Origin of the sequence: Pseudoalteromonas sp. CNAT2-18.1, from assembly GCF_022347865.1 — a bacterium.
In the GTDB taxonomy this organism is placed as follows: Bacteria; Pseudomonadota; Gammaproteobacteria; order Enterobacterales; family Alteromonadaceae; genus Pseudoalteromonas; species Pseudoalteromonas ruthenica.
The window spans coordinates 184,493-201,649 of the sequence record NZ_JAKRFR010000004.1 but is presented as its reverse complement, the minus strand read 5'-3'; the positions used below and the strand labels follow the sequence as shown (position 1 = coordinate 201,649).

Genomic DNA, 17,157 nt, shown 5'->3' with positions numbered 1-17,157 from the left:
TCCTTAGAATGGGAACAAAGTGCTCATAAAGAACCGTGATAACCAACCGGCACTTTGCGTTTCTTGCAGCTCACCTTTGCCAGAATATTGAATACGCGCATTCGCGATACGGCTACTTTCTACGGTGTTTTCGGAGCTCACGTCAGCTGGGCGAACAATGCCTTCTAAGCGAATAAACTCCTGCCCAGTATTAAGCGTTAACCACTTTTCGCCACGAATCACCAAATTACCATTGGGCAGCACGCGCATCACGTTCACGGAAATATTGCCTGACAAACTGTTGGATTGATTAGATTTAGCGTCGCCGGTGAACGAAGCATCTGAGTTCACACCCATTTGAATGCTATCTCCACCGATATTGACCGGATTGCCGCCTAAACCAATAACCGGCTCTAACCCCAGCTCGGTTTCTCTGTCAGTTTCCGTTTTTGCCGTTTTTGATGCTTGCGTTGACTCACGCAGTACCACAGTAATGATATCTCCAGTACGCAACGCTTTCTTATCGGCATACAAATCGTTCGCCAATACGGGGTTGAAAAGGCCGCCACTTTGGGTCATGTTTTGTGTTGCTTCCTGCGGATACATCGGCGCATAGTAAGGGTCGTTTTCGACAACATGGGAGTTTTGTGTAGAAACACACCCTGTAGCAAGTACAAAAGTAATTGATAGTGCAATTGGCCTAATCATAATGCCCTCACTTATAGCTGCTGATTAATATAGCTGAGCATCTGGTCTACAGATGAAATCACTTTAGAGTTCATCTCATAAACACGCTGTGTCTCAATTAAGTTGACCAGCTCTTCGGTCACATTGACGTTCGAAGTTTCCAATGCTCCTTGAACAATGATACCCAAGCCGTCTACTCCCGGGTTACCTTGCACCGGAGCGCCGCTGACAGCGGTTTCGGTGTAAAGGTTTTGGCCCATAGGTTCAAGCCCTGATGGATTAATAAAGTCACTGATCACCAACTGACCAATCACTACATTGTCCGCCTGTCCGGCTACGCGCACCGAAACCTCTCCGTCTTGCGACACAGTAATAGACTGCGCGTCATCGGGCACGTTCATTTCTGGTTGCACCGGAAAACCAGCACCACTGGTGACGATACGACCGTCTTCGTCGGTCGTGAATTGACCATTACGGCTGTAAGCAATATTGCCATCAGGGAGCAACACCTCAAAAAAGCCTTGTCCTTGAACCATCCAGTCGAGGGAATTCTCCGTGCTTAGCATATTGCCCTGGGAGAAATTCTTCTGGTTAGCAACCACCTTGGCACCGGCGCCAAGCATCAACCCCGAAGGCATCTCTGTATCTTGTGAAGAGCGCCCGCCAGGTTGGTTGATATTTTGATACAACAAATCTTCAAACACGGCGCGGCTTTTCTTGTAACCGACCGTGCTGGCATTAGCCAAGTTGTTGGAAATAACCGAAATATCGGTCTGTTGGGCGTCAAGCCCGGTTTTACTGATCCACAATGCTGGGTTCATAGTAGTGACTCCTCGCTAATGTTACATAATCCGTAGCAGTGACTCAGCACGCTGGTCATTCTCTTCGGCGGTTTTCATTAGCTTGACTTGTAATTCAAACTGACGTTGATGGCTGATCATATCGACCATTTCATGCACAGGATTGACATTCGACATCTCGAGAGCCCCTGACATGATTGAGACATTTTCAGAAACATCAAGTTGTTGGCCATTCACGGGCCGAAACAGACCGTCGTTGCCCTTTTCCACCTGATGCCCTGTGGCCTCAACGATTTGCAATCTGTCCACTTCTTCAAGAAAGTTGGCCGGTGCGCCTTGAGGGCGAACTTGAATGGTGCCGTCTTTGCTGAAACTTATTTTCTCAATCGGAACAGGCAGGATTACAGGCCCCCCTTCGCCAACAACTTGACGGCCATCTCTATCGAGTAGCATCCCCTCTTGGGTCATTTTCAATGAACCGGCTTTGGTATAGGCCTCGTTGCCGGCATCATCTAATACCGTCAGCCAACCGTGCTCACTCATAGCAATGTCTAAATCGCGACCGGTTTCAGAAATACCGCCGGCTGTGGTGTTGGTCCCTGCCCGTTCTTGTAGAGCAAAAACGCGTGTCGGCAACCCTTCACCAAAGGCCTGCATCGAGCGTGCCTGAGCGATATCGGCTTTAAAGCCTGTGGTGTTAGCGTTGGCAAGGTTGTTACTTTTAACCCCCATCCCCAGTAGGCTTTGCTTAGCTCCTGAGGTGGCAATGTACAGCATCTTGTCCATTGGCTTGCTCCTTAAAATCGTCGTTATATTGACTAAAGCAAGATTGATACCAAGAAAAAGGAGTTATTTAAAAGGAGAGACTAGAGGGATGAAAAAAGGCCACCAAAAGGTGGCCTAGTAGGATGTTTCTTATCGGATCTGCAGGATATTCTGTTGCAGCGTTGAGTTCACCTCTAACGCCCGAGAGTTAGCCTGGAAGTTTCGTTGTGCACTGATTAAATCAACTAGCTCATTAGTAAGGTTGGTATTCGATTGCTCCAACGCTTCGGAATTAATCGTGCCCAAGGTCCCGGTTCCTGGCTCACCGGCGATGGGCTCACCAGAGTCTAAGCTTTCTTTCCAGCTGGTATTACCTACCTGCTGCAAGCCCTGAGAGTTAGGGAAACGAACCATCGCTACCTGACCTAAGAAGGTAGAGTCGCCATTACTATATGAGGCAACTAACTTACCATCACTACCGATTTCAATATTAGATAAGCGGCCCACGGTCGAACCATCTTGTTCCAACGCCTTCACCTCGAAGCGGCTAGAGAATTGGGTTGGGAGTTTGTTACCCGTCGCAGCTTCATCACGCCAGTTTAAGTTAATATCATTAAACTGGGCCCCGTTGGTCAAAATACCACTGGCGCTAAGGTTAGCACCCGATAGCGTCATAGGGTTAAACGTCGCGCCGGTGTTGGGCGTACCATCTGTTTGCAATGGTAAACCCGCTGCATCAAAAGTAAACTGGGTGATGGGGCCTGCACCTGCGTTACCCGCGTTATCAACTTCAGTGCCATCGACGGTAGCACGCACATCCCATTCGTTAGAGGCCGTTTTTACAAAGAAAAACTGCAACACGTGGGGCTCACCCAGAGAGTCATAGACTGTTGTTGATGTTGACGAATTATAGGTGGCTGAGTCATTTGGGTTAAATGGCGTTACCGTTGGAACGGTGGCACCTGCATCCAAGTTAAATGAACTGTAGACATTATCTGTCGCATTTGGAGAGCCTGATGAATCAGGTATTTGAATCGGATTGGCCGTACTCAAGCTCACCGAAGTGGTATCACCGGTTACCGGATCCGTTGGGAAACCTTGCAGTAAGTTACCTTTAGCATCGACTACGAAGTTATCATCATTAAGCTTGAACGCCCCAGCACGCGTATAGGTAAAATCTTGCGAAGCTAAATCGTCAGCCATAGCAAAATAACCTTCACCGGTAATCGCTAAATCCAGTGCATTTGACGTGAACTTTAAAGAACCTTGGTGAAACTGCTGCGCGACCATGGTGGTTTGCACACCATCACCGTTCTTCGTTTTACCGCCACTGAATACTGATGCCGCATACACATCAGCAAACTCTGCGCGGGATTCTTTAAAACCTGTGGTATTGACGTTCGCAATGTTGTTTGCGGTCACATCTAAGTCTTTTTGGGCTGCCGCCAACCCTGTTAAAGCGATATTGAAACTCATGTTTCACCTCTTCGTAATAACTGCCCGCAGGCAAATGCTTTACACTGAAATCTCAGCCACCTCAGCGAGCTTCACTGCGCCCTCTTTGGTGTTCACGATGATCCCATTCGCGCCGTTGATATTAACGCTTTCAATATTTTTGAATGTCGCCATAGGTAAAGAGCTGTATTCACCATTGATGCTGCCCTCTGCCACAATGTCGTACTCACCAGGAGGAAACGGATTGCCGTCTTTGTCGAGACCGTCCCATTCAAAGCGAATTGCACCAGCAGGTTGCGAGCCTAAATCAACCACCTCAACCACCTGACCTTTATCGTCTTTGATAGTGAGGCTTAAATTATCAACAGGCTCTTTAGCAAGAACAGTCCCTTTACTCACTTCACCGCTATACAACTCGATAGTTTCAGACTCCAACAACGCCTTTTTCCCGACTAGCGTTGACGCCTGCAGCGCCGAGTTAGATGTCATTGACGCAGCCAAAGAGTTAAAATTCTCATTGAGCTTTGAGATCCCCTCAGCCATGGTGAAATTAGTCATCTGCGCAATCATCTGGTCATTATCCGCAGGTTTGCTCGGATCCTGATAGGACAACTGCTGAGTCAGCAAGCTGAAAAAATCTTCCTGGGTGAGCTCATCACTCTTTTCTTCCGGCGCCTTATTTTGGTTATCCCAATACAGGGAGCCTAGACCCGTTGCTGATTGCACATTATTGTTCATGCTCTATCCTCGCTTTAACCCTTACCAAGCTGCAACGTTCTCGTTAGCATTTGCTTAGCAGAGTCGGCTATTTGCACATTCGTTTGATAGGAGCGTGACGCCGAAATCATATTGGCCATTTCTTCAACCACATTGACATTGGGTTTATAGATATAGCCGTTCTCATCCGCCATCGGGTGACCTGGGTTGTATTCAATTTGCAACGGTTTGTCACTCTCGACTACACCCAGCACTTTCACTCCCACAGACTCACCTTGCTGTTTGCCTACCGCTTGCTGCAGCTGAGCAGCGAAAACAGGTTGGCGAGCGCGATATGTCTGCTCCACTGAGGAGCTAACCGAGTTTGCGTTTGCTAAGTTGCTGGCCGTGGTATTTAAGCGCACGTTTTGCGCACTCATGGCCGAACCAGAAACATCAAAAACATTAAATAAACTCATGATTATGCTCCTTGACCACCTAGGGCTTTCTTAAGACCGGAAATCTTGCCGTTCATAAAGCGTAAGCTGGCCTGATACTCTATAGCGTTCTGTGTATACAAGTTCCGTTCCACCTGTACATCAACAGAGTTACCATCGCCTGTATCTGGTTGATTTGGAACACGAAATTTTGCTTCACCCATACTCATTTGGGTACTTGCTTGGAGGTGTTCCGGATGGGTGCGAGCTAAGCTATTGCCGCTTAACTGCCGATTGTTTGCCGCTTTTAACGCGCTGGCAAAATCAATGTCTTTCGCTTTATAGCCAGGGGTGTCTGCATTGGCAATATTCGACGCCAATAGCTCAGCCCTTTGCGAGCGAACGAGCATTGCTTGGGGATGAATACCAAATGCTTTATCAAAACTGATAGCCATAGCCTCTCCAAATTTTTGACTCTCTTAGAGGGGCTACAGCAATTTTTAGACCATAGATTGTAAGGCTATGTATTTAGGACTTTTTTTGGTAGATGATACCGGGATTACAACGGATCATATCGAACTCGGTACTCAAGCCTGTCATTGATTCACTCGCTCCTAAAAACAAATATCCCTTAGGGTTAAGCGCTTGCGCGAATTGACCAATGATCTTGGCTTTTACTTCCGGAGAAAAATAAATAAGGACGTTGCGACAAAAGATAATGTCAAACTTACCCAGCAACGCATATGAATCCAATAAATTCAAATGGCGAAAGCTCACCATACGTTTTACATTGTCATTAACTTTAGCCATACCGTTGCCGCTATCGCTAAAAAACTTTTTGCGTCTTTCAGCACTGAGCCCCCGAGCCAATGCCAATGAGTCATACTCAGCATTTTTACAAATATCGAGCATGGTATTAGAGATATCCGTACCGATTATTTGCGCTCCCGAGGACAGTTGACCTGGGCGAGACTGTTGATATTCGGCCACTGACATCGCTATTGAGTAGGGCTCTTGCCCTGAAGAACTGGCCGCCGACCAAATTTTTACCGGCCGACGTAAATCTTTGCACTCAGGTAAGAGCTTTGTCTTCAATAATTCAAACGGATAAGAGTCGCGAAACCACAATGTTTCATTGGTGGTCATGGCATCAACAACAGCGGCACGAAGTTGCCGCTCATGCGGACTCAACGTCTTGCTAACTAGCTGCGACAAAGATTCAACGCTAAAGCGAGCCATCAGCGGAGCCAAGCGACTTTTAACTAAGTAAAGTTTGTTATCACCCAGCACAATGCCACACTGCTGTTCTAAAAATGCACGAAACTGGTTGTATTCACCGAGCTCTAAATGCTTATTTTCCAAATTACTCTCACCTAACTCACTTGAAGCGGTTACAAGACAAGGCGGCATTAATCACAATGCACCCACTTTTTAACTGCTGTAGCCAGTTCGTCGGGGTTAAATTTGGCAATAAAATCATCCGCCCCAACTTTTTCTATCATCGCATGGTTAAATACGCCACTTAAAGAGGTGTGCAGTATCACATGCAATGGTGCCAGCTTCGGATCCGCTTTGACCTCTGCTGTTAAGGTATAGCCGTCCATCTCTGGCATTTCCACATCCGATATCAGTAACGCCACTCGCTCAGTGATATCATCTTTGCAGTCGAGCTTCGCTATTTCTTTTAATCGCAGCAGGGCCTCTTTACCGTTTTTCGCCAGCTCAGTTTGCACCCCGAGAGGCTCCAGCGCCCGTTTTACTTGATTACGCGCCACGGCAGAGTCATCGGCAATAAACACAATACGCTCACCGAGATCTTTCTGCATCTCGCCATCTGAGGCAATGCCCTCGCTGACCTCGGTATTAACAGGGCTGATCTCTGCAAGAATTTTTTCAACATCCAAGATTTCTACGAGCTCGTCATCAATCTCAGTCACTGCGGTAAGGTAAGAATAGCGCCCCGCACCTGACGGCGGTGGCATAATCTTTTCCCAGTTCATATTGACGATACGCTCAACGCCACCCACCAAAAACCCCTGCACAGAGCGGTTATATTCGGCGATAATAATAAAGCAATTTTCAATATCAGTGATGGCCGGACCGCCTACAGCCATAGACAAATCGATGATAGAAATGGTTTGTCCACGAATATGCGCTACCCCACGAATATAAGAATTCGTTTTCGGCATATTTGTTAGTGGTGGACACTGAAGGACTTCTCTAACTTTAAAAACGTTGATCCCGAACCGCTGGCGTCCTTTTAGTTTAAACAGCAATAATTCAAGGCGGTTTTGACCCACAAGTTGGGTTCGTTGATTGACAGAATCTAAAATGCCAGCCATCGGATTCTCCTAGCATTAATTTACAACTTCGCACACTCGCGCCAAATAGGAACGCATTTTGCTTCTTAGCTTCATACGTTAGTATAACTACGCTAGAACGCCCAGTTTTTGACGCTTCGTAGTTATACCCTGTTTTACCCAATAAGCATAGTCGAAACATGGTGAGTATGTTCAAAAAAATTCAACTTTTCCAAAGCTTATGGTTAATAGCCGGTGTATTAATAAGCTCAACGGCTGAGGCAAACAACGGCCAACAACAGCGCTATGATCGCCACGCTTTGCAAACGCTTGCTGAGCAATACATCACAGAGCAAGCGCAGATTCAGCCCGATCAAGAGCTGCAAGTGCAAGCGATGGACTTAGATGCGCGCATAGGTCCCAGAGAGTGTGCAGTAACACCGCAAGCCTCTACGGCTAGCGCTCCGCCATTTAATCGGCAGGTAACAGTAAAACTTAAGTGTTCAAATCCTGCTCTTTGGAGTCAGTATGTCCATGTACGCATCAGTAAGCTCTCTACTATCGTGGTCGCCAATGATCACATTGCCCGTGGGCAAATTATTAGTGCTGATGATTTAACGACGGAGCAGCGTCCGCAACATTTTGTTCGCGCTCGCTACATAGAGCAGCCAGAAGTTATTGTCGGCAGCCGCAGTAAACGCGTTATTCGCAGAGGAATGCCAATTAGTATGAATCAGTTGTGTATGGTGTGTAAGGGCGATAATGTGAGCATTATTGCCCGCTTTAACGGACTCACTATAAAAACATCTGGAGAAGCGCTAGAAGATGGCGGTGTCGGTGATAATATTCGCGTGCGTAATGTAAAGTCTGGCCGGCTGATCAATGCCAAAGTAACGGCAGTGGAAACCGTGGCGGTTAATATTTAAATTTTATGCTAAAGTATTGGCTAGAATGGCCGATAAACAGTGCAAAGGTCAATATAGCTTAGGTAATTAGTGATGGTGAATCAAGTCAACAAAGGCCAGCAAGGCTCGGTGTACAACACACCACAAAATAAAGTGGAGCAACAAAAGCTCAACCAAACGCAAGGTAATGAGGCAAATTCAAAAGCCAGTACGAAGGCTGCAGCAGACTCAGTAAGCCTTACCCCACAAGCAAAGCAAATGAAGTCTTTGCAAGAAAAAGCTGAGCGCTCATCAGGGTTCGATCAACAAAAGGTTGACGAATTAAAGCAAGCTATCAGTGAAGGCAAATATCAAGTAGATAGCGAAAAGCTTGCTAAAAACATCGCTGCGTTTGAGTTCGATTTGTATGGCTGATTCGGCACTTAGTGTGGCTCTCGGCCAACAGCTCTCAAGTTTACAAGACTTGCTACAACTACTTGAAGATGAGTTGAGCGCTATTGCCGGGCGCAGTGGTGATGAACTGAAGGAATTAACGCCTAAAAAAGAACAGGCGCTTGTTCAAATTCAGCAACAAGACCAGCATATTGCTCAGCTATTAAAAGCGCAAGAGCAAGAGGTATTAGCGCCGCACCAAGAGATGATAGAGCATGCACAGACTTTATTGCTAAAGTGCAAACAGCAAAATCAAGTGAATGCTCAGGCTGCTCACAACGCTCAGCTCACCGTCAAACAACTCAAAGATATTCTTATCGGCGCACCAAGTTCATTAACCTATGCTGCCGACGGCGGGATTGACCGCAGCGAAAATAAAATCGTAAAGAATTTAAAAGCCTGAACCTACTAAGCTAAATATTGATTTGAAAAAGGGAGCCTAAGCTCCCTTTTTTACCTCTTACAGTTCGCCTTTGCCCGAGCTATCCAGCATTGCTTTGATCACTTCATCATCGCCAACAGTGGCATATTGCGAGGCTCCTCCAAAGCCATGCTCCTCACTCGTTATTGTTTGCTCTGAGGCTAAATCATCAAATTGAGCTAATACCTCTTCTGCCTCATCGGGATTATCCAAAATAGACTCAGCGCCTAACAAGCCCGATTCACTGATAGCTTGCTCGGCATTGACTGTGATTTCTTTTACTTGGTTAAACTCGGTAAACTGCTCACCATTTAAGCTCAAGCTTACAGCTTCATAATCCAGAGTCTCAACACTGGCATAATGGCTTTGCTCACCTGATTCGAAGGCCAAATCATCTTCGCTTGCCACACTGGCCTCCAACGTCTCATCCGCAGTAGCATTGTCATAAATTGAGCCGCGCTCCACTTCTTGATTGTCAGTGTCTTTTACGAGGTAGTTGCCGGCATCATCAATAGTCACGAAGTAATAATCTTCACCGCTAAGTAAATCAACATCTAATAAAGATAGAGTGTACTGCCAGTTGCCATCACCGTCAGTCGTCGTGCTGGGGTACGTGCTTAACACATCAAGGTCGATGCCAGCTAGCCCTACACCTAGCAGGCTAGAGCCAATAATGTAGATCTCTGTACCTGCAGGTGCTGTGCCTTCCGCTGACGGTAGCACTAAACCCAAAATGCCGGGGTCAAAATCAGTGACTTCAAAGCTAATGGGAGTTGTATCTATGATACCGCTATCCACAGCACTGCCGGTATTTCCCGCTTGGTCGGTAACACGTGCGGTCACCGTATATTGACCATCGACCAGTACTGCACTGGCGCTAATAGACCAATCACCGTTGTTATCTGTGTTGGTGGTCACCGTGTGGATAGTGCCCGCATCATCCACAAATTGCACACTCACCTGAGCATTCGCTTCATTTGAGGAGCCACTGACTTGCGGGGTGTTGTCATTAGTTAGTGCCACGCTGCTTGGATCAATGCTTACTGTCGGTGCAATGGTATCTATGGTGCCAGTGTCGCTTGCACTGCTGCTATTGCCAGCAGCATCAGAAACACTGACGGTTACGGTGTAATCTCCTTCAGCTAGGCTGGGGGCAGGCACCGACCAATTACCACTGCCGTCTACCGTCGCACTGAGTGTGTAAGTATCACCGTTGTTATCCAGCACACTAATACTCACTTCCCTGCCTATTTCACTTGATGTACCGCTCAGCAGCGGTGTGGCATCGTTCCCTAATCCTAATGGATCAAGGGTGACACTCACTCCTTGAGTATCAATACTTCCGGTGTTAGACACTGTGGTGGTATTGCCCGCATCATCCATTATCGTTGCACTCACGGAGAAGGTGCCGTCAGATAACGCTGAAGGCGTCACAGCCCAGGTGCCATCGGCTGCTACAACGGTAGAAATATTCTGGCTATCACCATTGCCGTCAGTGACTGTGACAGAGACAGTGGCACCTATTTCATCACTGGTCCCTGAGATAAGCGGGGTATTGTCATTGCCATTTGCTGGCACATTCACGCTTAGGCTAGGGGCGGTGGTATCCACCTCACCGGTTGCGCTCACTTCGGTTAGATTGCCAACGTCATCACGTACTGCCGCTGCTACAGTAAAACCACCTTCAGCCAGCGCCGTAGGCACAGCCACAGACCAGTTGCCATTTGAGGTAGACGCTTGCAGGGTTTGCTGGTCACCGAACGCATCGGTCACTATCACCTCTACCACGGTGCCATCAGCCACATCCGTTGTGCCACTGATAACTGGCGTGCTGTCATTAGTTAAGCCAAGGGTATCAATGCTAAGGACAGGCGGTTCATTATCAAAATCGAGTGTACTGATGGTGGTCGAATTACCAGCGGCATCAGAGGCTGACGCAGTCACATAGGCTAATGTCAGAAGCGGCACCGTCAAATTAACTAAAGTCCAATTGCCATCCGCATCGGTGATCGCTGTGTACGTTGCACCAATCCCTCCTCCGACGAGGTGCTCTGTGATGGTGACCTCACTGCCTGCGGGCAAATCCGAAGTACCAGACAAGGAAACAAGATTACCTAACAGAAACGATGGCACTATGGTCAACTCAGGGCCAATGGTATCAATTACAGCACTCTGAGAATCAGTACCCGTATTGCCTGCATCATCAACAATGGTCGCGGCCACGGTATAAGTACCATCGGCTAACGCTGAAGGAGCGGATACCTGCCAATTCCCATTGGCATCAGTGGTAGTGATTACGCTTTGACTGTTCCCCTGAGAATCAGTAAAGATAAGTGTTAATTGGCTGTTCGCCTCGCTTGAGCCCCCAGAAATAAGGGGCGTGTTGTCGTTAGTGAGCTCGAGTGGGTCAATCTCAACACTTGGAGCAAGAGTATCGATAACCCCTGTCTCAGAATCCGTTGAGGTGTTGCCAGCTCCATCGTCAACGCTGGCTGTGATAGTAAACTCTCCTTCTGCCAGCGCTGCACCAACGTTTGCGCTCCATGTACCGTCTGCGCCGACTGTGGCGCTCAAGTTCTGAACATTGCCAAGGGCATCAACCACGACTATTGACACCACGGCTCCAGGCGCAGCGCCCGCCGATATACCAGAAATAACAGGAGTGGCATCGCTTATCACTCCTACGGGATCAATCGTGATCCCTGGGCCAGCAGTATCAACAGTACCAGATTCATTGTCGGTGCCCTCGTTTCCTGCAGCATCAGTAATGCTGGCGGTAATATTAAAATCCCCCTCAGCAAGTGCAGTGGGCACCTCTGCTGTCCAACTGCCATCACCGGCTAACAGTGCCGTAAAACTCTGACCATCTCCGCTGGCATCAACTACGGTAATTGATACAACATCTCCCTCATTGCCTTCAGCACTGCCACTAATTACAGGGGTTTCATCATTCACACTGCCAACGGGCGAAATTGTCACAGAGGGTGCTGTAATATCCACTTCGCCTTGGACTTGATCATTCGCTTGGTTACCGGCATTGTCACTGACTTCGGCGGTGATAGTGTATTGCCCTTCAGCTAAAGGCGCGGCGAGCGACGCACTCCAAGTGCCGTCACCTTGCACCGTCGCCTGAACCGTCTGGGTATTACCACTGGCATCGACCACAGTGATAGCCACCGTTGCTCCAACCTCAGAACTACTGCCAGTAATGATTGGAGTCGTGTCATTGCCTATACCCGGGTTGTCGATGGTCAAATCCGGTGCGCTGGCATCAATACTGCCCTGCGCTGACGCTTGGGTGTTGTTCCCTGCCTCATCAGTCACTGATGCAAGTACAGTATAATCCCCTTCAGCTAACGGCTGGGAGGCTTCTACCTGCCAGCGACCATCGCTTTGCACCACTGCTGTTAACGTTTGCGTCGTACCATCGCTATCGGTGACCTCGATAACCACGCTTGCGCCCACTTGCGAACTAACACCGGAAATAATAGGCGTGGTATCACTTTGCGCTCCAAGCGGATCAATACTGAGCGTCGGAGCCGTAACATCTATTTGCCCTTGGGCATTTGCCTGCGCTTCATTTCCTTGGGCATCAGTAACACTCGCTGAAACGGTAAACACCCCCTCAGCAAGCGCCTGCGGGACAGACACTTGCCAACTACCATCTGCCGCCACTACCGCTGTTACGGTTTGTATCTGCCCATTTGCATCGGTGAGAGTCAAATTTACTGCGGCACCTATTGCACTACTGGTACCTGAAATCGTTGGTGTTACATCATTGGTAGGTGATAGCGGGTCGATGCTCAAATCGGGAGCATTGGTATCAATTGTTCCACTTGCCGTTGCTGATGTGCTGTTTCCGGCTTCATCGCTCACACTGGCCTCAACTTGGTATCCCCCTTCAGCAAGCTCCGCCGGCACCTCTACTTGCCAACTCCCGTCGCTTTGCACCACAGCAGTGAATGACTGAGTTGTGCCATTCGCATCAACCACTTCGACCGCTATCGTTGCTCCTATCTCATCACTTGTTCCGGAAATCACTGGGGTGGGATCGTTCGTGACTCCCAAGGGAGTCAGGGTTAGGCTCGGCGCTGTAGTATCCACTTCGCCTTGAGCAGTATCATTGGCATTATTACCAGATGCATCAACAACACTAGCGTATACTTGGTAAATTCCCTCACCCAGCGGTTGTTGAGTTTGTACTTGCCAGCTACCATCTTGCTGAACTGTCGCTTCTAATGTTTGTCGATTGCCCTCAGCATCAGAGACAATCACAATAACGGTGCCCCCAACTTCACTACTGGTGCCAGTAATAATGGGGGTTGTGTCATTGGTAATCGCAGGAGAATCTATCGTTAACTCCGGCGCACTGACATCGATAACTCCTTGCTCGGTATCGCTGGCGCTATTACCTGCCGCATCAGTGACACTTGCCTGTACCTCAAACTCTCCCTCAGCCAGCACCTGTGGCACCTCCACCTGCCAGCTACCATCTGCCTGGACGACAGCCGTTAAACTTTGCGCAACTCCCGCCGCATCAGTAACCAATATATTGACGGTAGCGCCGATTTCATCACTGCTGCCACTGATTATTGGGGTGCTATCACTGATGGTTGCTAAAGAGTCAATGACTATACTGGGTGCTTGGCTGTCCAATAAACCAGACTCTGAGTCACTGGCCTCTAAGCCACCCGCCGCTACAGATGCGGTCACTGAGAATTCGCCTTCGGCCAATGGCTGAGCCACATCAATTTGCCACTGACCGGCAACAGCTGTCGTGGTTATACTCTGCTCATTTCCCAAAGCGTCAACGACAGTGATAGTGATCACACTGCCATCAGGGGCATCCGTGCTGCCCGCTAGACTCGGCGTACTGTCGTTTGTGGTGCCAATCGCAGCGATATCAATAGTTAAACTCTCTAGACCAGTATCACCATTAAAGCTGCCCTGTGCCTGCGCCTGGCCAATATTCCCTGCTTCATCAGTGCTGCTAGCAACAACACTGAACTCCCCTTGCACCAATGGTTGCGTCACTTGCACTTGCCAAGTGCCGTCCTCCCCCACAGTAGCGACCAGTGTTTGGATAGCGCCTGCTGCATCTGTAATGAGCACATTCACTGCTGATCCAGCATCTAAATCGCTGCTCCCCGAAATAGCTGGCGTCGGGTCATCTTCATCTATAGGTGTAGCGATAACAATAACGGGGGCTGTGGTGTCCAGCTCCCCTGACGTTGTTCCCACCACAGTGTTTCCCTGAGGATCGGTGGCCGTAACAGTCACTTCGAACGCTCCGTCTGCTACCTCATCAGAGAATACCACTTGCCACTGACCGCCATCATCAATAACCACTGTCTGCTCAACCGAAACACCATTAGCTGTGATCAATGTCACAGTCGCAGTTTGCCCTGCCATATTTGTACTGGTGCCACTGACTTGAATGTCTGGGTTATTAGTCAAACCTATAGGCGTCACCGTAATAACTCCGCTCTCACCACTCGCTGCTTCACCCTCTGGCAACACCCCATCACCGGTGTTCTCAACCGTTATCGCACCTAGATTCTGAGCACTAAAATCGTCATTTAAGGTCAGTTGCTGACCTGATAGCGTTTCGCTGATACGTGTGAGCTGTACAAAAGAAGTCCCTCCTCCACCAGCGGCGCCTCCACCCGCACCAGCAGCGGTTGCTTCTAAGACATCAAGAATGTCACCGTCACCTTGCAGTGCATCCAAAAAAGAGGAAATACTGGGGTCTTCGTTAGTGGCAGAAGGTGAGGTCGGCTGTGCATCAAGGCCATTGAGTGCCTCGGCAACACTTTGCTGGGCGACCTGATGCTCATCTAGGCTCAAACCAAATTCAGCTAGCGTGTCTGCCCCTAGCGATACATGCTGATTGGCAGGAATTTCAAAGTCGCTGTGAGTGCCTGAGAGTGTCACTGAGCTTTGTGCTTGGGTCATTATGCGCGCGCCTTGGACGATACTATCGCCAACGCTAACAAGCTTTACCTCACCATTGGGCAAACGTACAAATACTTCCCCTACTACCTCTTTTACAATTAACTGGTCCATGGCGGTTTCCTCACTGAATTTGGCCGACAAATTAAGTGTAGAAACTGACGAGTAAAGTGTTATTGGACAGCAGTCCAATTTTGTCGCCAAAAAACCATACTTTTATACTAAGTCGAACGAATTTTAGAGGTACAAAAAATGATTTTATTGCGCATCGATGAATTCTCGACTAAATCATACAATTGACATGGCAGTACTGGGTTTATTTAACAAAACTGGGAGGTTAGCATGGATCGTGAACAGGCTAACAAGGAGTTCATAGGTCTTAAACCGCTTCTACTTACCGCTATTGCACTGACTACGATGTTTACAAGCTCGTTATCACAAGCACGCTCTACAGAACCACTTTCTTACGCCGCCAAACAAGCAATTGACACAAATCCGCAGGTAAAACAGCGTTGGCATGAATTTAAAGCGTCAATGCATGGGGTCGATGCTGCATTTTCTGGCTACTTGCCTAAAGTCGACGTCAATGCAAGCACTGGGTATGAGACTCGTAATTACGGCGTTGATGATGACTATGCGCGAAATACCGCCGAGTTGAGCGTAACTCAAATGCTCTATGACGGCTTTCGCACTAGCAACGAAGTGGAGCGGTTTGAGCAAATCCAGCTAACACGTTACTTTGAGCTACTAGCTCAAGCACAACAAATCAGCTTAGATGCCGCTACCGCTTATCTTGATGTTATTCGCTACAACAAGCTGGTGGAGTTAGCAGAGCAAAATCTTGAACAACACCAAGTGGTGTTTCAACAGATTGAGCAAAGCGTCGGCGCCGGCGTAGCCAGAGCAGCCGATCTAGAGCAAATCACCGGACGCTTATCGCTGGCCGAGTCTAACGTTATGACCGAGCTTGCCAACCTGCACGATGTCAATGCCCGCTATCTACGGATTGTTGGCGAGCTGCCCCCTAGCAACCTCAACGAGGCGGGGATCGATGATGAACAAATTCCGTTTTCTATCAACAAAGCGTTAGCGCTAGCATATGAAAACTCTCCGCGCTTTTATGCCACGCTCTATGGTATCAGCGCGGAGCAAGCCTTTGCACAAAGCCAAAAGTCTGGATTTCACCCCAACGTGAACTTATCCGCTCGCTATGGCATGCAAGACAGAGATGAGCTTGGTTTTAACACAACTCGCTCCGAAGGCCGCATTGGCATCGATGTAAGCTACAACCTGTTTAATGGTGGCCTTGATAGTGCCAATCTCGAGCAAGCATACGAACAAGTTAATGTTGCTAAGCAACAGCGCGACTTAGCCTGTTTAGAGATACGTCAAGGCGTGCAAATCGCCTACAATAACGTACGCATTTTAGAGCGTAAGCTACCGGCCTTAGCGCAGCATCAGGCCGCCTCTGAGAAGGTCAAGCTGGCTTATAAGGATCAGTTCGATATCGGCGAGCGTACTTTGCTGGACGTGCTTGATGCTGAAAATGAGGCGTTTCAATCCAGCCGAGCCTATATAAATGCCGAGTATGAGCGAATGAATAATGTATTGGCGATGCTAGCAGAGATGGGCGGGTTACTCGAAGCTTTAAGTATTACCAATGAGCAATACCCTACTTTGAGTGAGTTAACTGAGTCGCCGCTTACAGCAGATAGCGAGCACCTTTGCCCCAAAGTGGATGTTGCTAGCCAAATGTCTCGCAAGTCCTTTCTTGCCGAGAAAAATAAGCGCAACAACGCCTATAAAAGTATAAAAATAGACACCACATTACCGGCTGCTGGTCTTAGCAGTAACGCCGCCGTTATAAATGCTGATGACGACAGTGATGGTATTGCCAATGATAAAGACCAGTGTCCGGCCACACCATTTGCAACCGAGGTCGACGCCCAAGGCTGCACTAAATATACAGCGGACACGCGCTCGGTGGAAATAGGTATTCCCTTTGCCTTCGATTCTGACGTAGTAATGCCGCAATACTACGCTGAGATTGAACGCCTCGCGACATTCTTAAAGCAACACCCAGATAAAACCGTTGAAATCCACGGCCACGCGTCACTTGATGGCGAACCTCAGTACAACAAACGGCTGTCAGAGCGCCGCGCTTTTGCTGTTACCGAGATTCTTATCAATAACTTCGGCATTTCTGCGCAGCGGGTCACTGCCATGGGCTTTGGTATTGAACAGCCTATTCAGCAAGAAATCTCGGTGCGCGCCAACGCGCTCAATAGGCGAATTGAAGCCAAAATCAATAGCTAACCACCTACTAAA

General features: G+C 48.4%; 14 protein-coding genes. 4 read left to right on the top strand and 10 right to left on the bottom strand.

What is annotated here, in order from left to right; translation table 11 throughout:
* Positions 1 to 3: 3 nt before the first annotated feature.
* The 9 genes from flgH to MHM94_RS10165 form a co-directional block, all read right to left on the bottom strand.
* Positions 4 to 684: a flagellar basal body L-ring protein FlgH gene (flgH, locus tag MHM94_RS10205; RefSeq protein ID WP_026110987.1), complete on the bottom strand. Its 681-nt coding sequence runs from the start codon at positions 682 to 684 to the stop codon at positions 4 to 6.
* A 14-nt stretch (positions 685 to 698) separates the two neighbouring features.
* Positions 699 to 1,487 carry a flagellar basal-body rod protein FlgG gene (gene flgG, locus MHM94_RS10200; RefSeq protein ID WP_022944053.1) on the bottom strand — a complete coding sequence of 263 codons (789 nt, stop codon included), beginning with the start codon at positions 1,485 to 1,487 and terminating at the stop codon, positions 699 to 701.
* Positions 1,488 to 1,508: 21 nt separating this feature from the next.
* Positions 1,509 to 2,252 carry a flagellar basal body rod protein FlgF gene (locus MHM94_RS10195; RefSeq protein WP_022944054.1) on the bottom strand — a complete coding sequence of 248 codons (744 nt, stop codon included), beginning with the start codon at positions 2,250 to 2,252 and terminating at the stop codon, positions 1,509 to 1,511.
* Positions 2,253 to 2,381: 129 nt separating this feature from the next.
* On the bottom strand, positions 2,382 to 3,707 hold the full coding sequence (gene flgE, locus MHM94_RS10190) for a flagellar hook protein FlgE (RefSeq protein WP_022944055.1): 1,326 nt from the start codon (positions 3,705 to 3,707) through the stop codon (positions 2,382 to 2,384).
* Between the two features lie 39 nt (positions 3,708 to 3,746).
* Complete coding sequence (locus tag MHM94_RS10185) at positions 3,747 to 4,424, bottom strand: flagellar hook assembly protein FlgD (RefSeq protein WP_022944056.1); 678 nt, start codon at positions 4,422 to 4,424, stop codon at positions 3,747 to 3,749.
* Positions 4,425 to 4,438: 14 nt separating this feature from the next.
* Entirely contained in the window at positions 4,439 to 4,861 is a 423-nt protein-coding gene (flgC, locus tag MHM94_RS10180) for a flagellar basal body rod protein FlgC (RefSeq protein ID WP_045978575.1), read from the bottom strand.
* Positions 4,862 to 4,863: 2 nt separating this feature from the next.
* Positions 4,864 to 5,274: a flagellar basal body rod protein FlgB gene (flgB, locus tag MHM94_RS10175; protein WP_045978574.1), complete on the bottom strand. Its 411-nt coding sequence runs from the start codon at positions 5,272 to 5,274 to the stop codon at positions 4,864 to 4,866.
* 73 nt (positions 5,275 to 5,347) lie between these two features.
* Positions 5,348 to 6,181: a protein-glutamate O-methyltransferase CheR gene (locus MHM94_RS10170; protein ID WP_026110988.1), complete on the bottom strand. Its 834-nt coding sequence runs from the start codon at positions 6,179 to 6,181 to the stop codon at positions 5,348 to 5,350.
* A gap of 47 nt (positions 6,182 to 6,228) precedes the next feature.
* The gene (locus MHM94_RS10165) at positions 6,229 to 7,161 is read right to left on the bottom strand and encodes a chemotaxis protein (protein ID WP_022944060.1); all 933 of its coding nucleotides are present in this window, start codon (positions 7,159 to 7,161) and stop codon (positions 6,229 to 6,231) included.
* A 167-nt stretch (positions 7,162 to 7,328) separates the two neighbouring features.
* Between MHM94_RS10165 and flgA the strand changes: the two genes are divergently transcribed.
* The 3 genes from flgA to flgN all read left to right on the top strand — a co-directional run bounded on the left by flgA (position 7,329) and on the right by flgN (position 8,859).
* Entirely contained in the window at positions 7,329 to 8,045 is a 717-nt protein-coding gene (gene flgA, locus MHM94_RS10160) for a flagellar basal body P-ring formation chaperone FlgA (RefSeq protein ID WP_235419876.1), read from the top strand.
* Between the two features lie 72 nt (positions 8,046 to 8,117).
* On the top strand, positions 8,118 to 8,438 hold the full coding sequence (gene flgM / locus MHM94_RS10155; protein ID WP_235419875.1) for a flagellar biosynthesis anti-sigma factor FlgM: 321 nt from the start codon (positions 8,118 to 8,120) through the stop codon (positions 8,436 to 8,438).
* Entirely contained in the window at positions 8,431 to 8,859 is a 429-nt protein-coding gene (gene flgN / locus MHM94_RS10150; RefSeq protein ID WP_022944063.1) for a flagellar export chaperone FlgN, read from the top strand. Before flgM ends, flgN begins: the two co-directional genes overlap by 8 nt.
* A 57-nt stretch (positions 8,860 to 8,916) precedes the next feature.
* Here flgN and MHM94_RS10145 read toward each other — a convergent pair whose 3' ends face one another.
* Complete coding sequence (locus MHM94_RS10145) at positions 8,917 to 14,943, bottom strand: retention module-containing protein (RefSeq protein WP_235419874.1); 6,027 nt, start codon at positions 14,941 to 14,943, stop codon at positions 8,917 to 8,919.
* Positions 14,944 to 15,171: 228 nt separating this feature from the next.
* Between MHM94_RS10145 and MHM94_RS10140 the strand changes: the two genes are divergently transcribed.
* Entirely contained in the window at positions 15,172 to 17,145 is a 1,974-nt protein-coding gene (locus MHM94_RS10140; RefSeq protein ID WP_235419873.1) for a TolC family outer membrane protein, read from the top strand.
* The last annotated feature ends 12 nt before the right edge of the window (positions 17,146 to 17,157 follow it).